Annotated in this window: 1 tRNA gene; it reads right to left on the bottom strand. The window is 53.1% G+C overall.

Annotated features, from left to right (window positions below):
- Positions 1–465: 465 nt before the first annotated feature.
- Positions 466–542 (bottom strand) — tRNA-Met (locus tag C9413_RS32565).
- Positions 543–591 lie beyond the last annotated feature (49 nt).

The raw sequence follows: 591 nt of genomic DNA, 5'->3' as shown, positions 1-591 counted from the left end.
TCATATGGAAAGTTCTATGTTCAGACATAGGAGCAGACATAGAAGTTCACGCCCGAGTTCATTCATTCAGCAGTATCAATAAATCCACCAAAGTGCCTTCGCCAGATGGGATAGATTCACCGCTTACTCTCCGTCTTCCGATTTGCCATATCCCCGCACTGGCTTCAACCGATCGCGCAGGCGCTCATAAGGCTTCACCGCACCCGGCATGGACTTGCACCAGCCAATACCGCGCTTCCCGCGCACTTCAATTTCTGATATCCGCTGGCGGCTATCGGCGTCTTCGACAACGGTAATGTCCCGGTGCTGGCCCCTGCTTGTTTTCCGTTTTCGATATGGGAACAGGGAATCACGACATCAAGGAACGGTCACCCCCCAGTTTTGTGCAAGTCCGTGTGTGAGGGGATTTGGAACGCAAAAAGGGCTCCGAGTTTCCTCGGAGCCCATTGAGTTTGTTATAATCGTTGGTTGCGGGGGCAGGATTTGAACCTGCGGCCTTCAGGTTATGAGCCTGACGAGCTACCGGGCTGCTCCACCCCGCGTTATTTTGATTGAGCGGAACGGACAGCTTGATTTGCGGCCGGTTTATCT

This window comes from Rhizobium sp. SEMIA 4085 (assembly GCF_013004495.1).
Lineage (GTDB): Bacteria > Pseudomonadota > Alphaproteobacteria > Rhizobiales > Rhizobiaceae > Rhizobium > Rhizobium gallicum.
The sequence above is the reverse complement of the archived record's forward strand: the minus strand, read 5'-3'. Positions and strand labels throughout refer to the sequence as shown.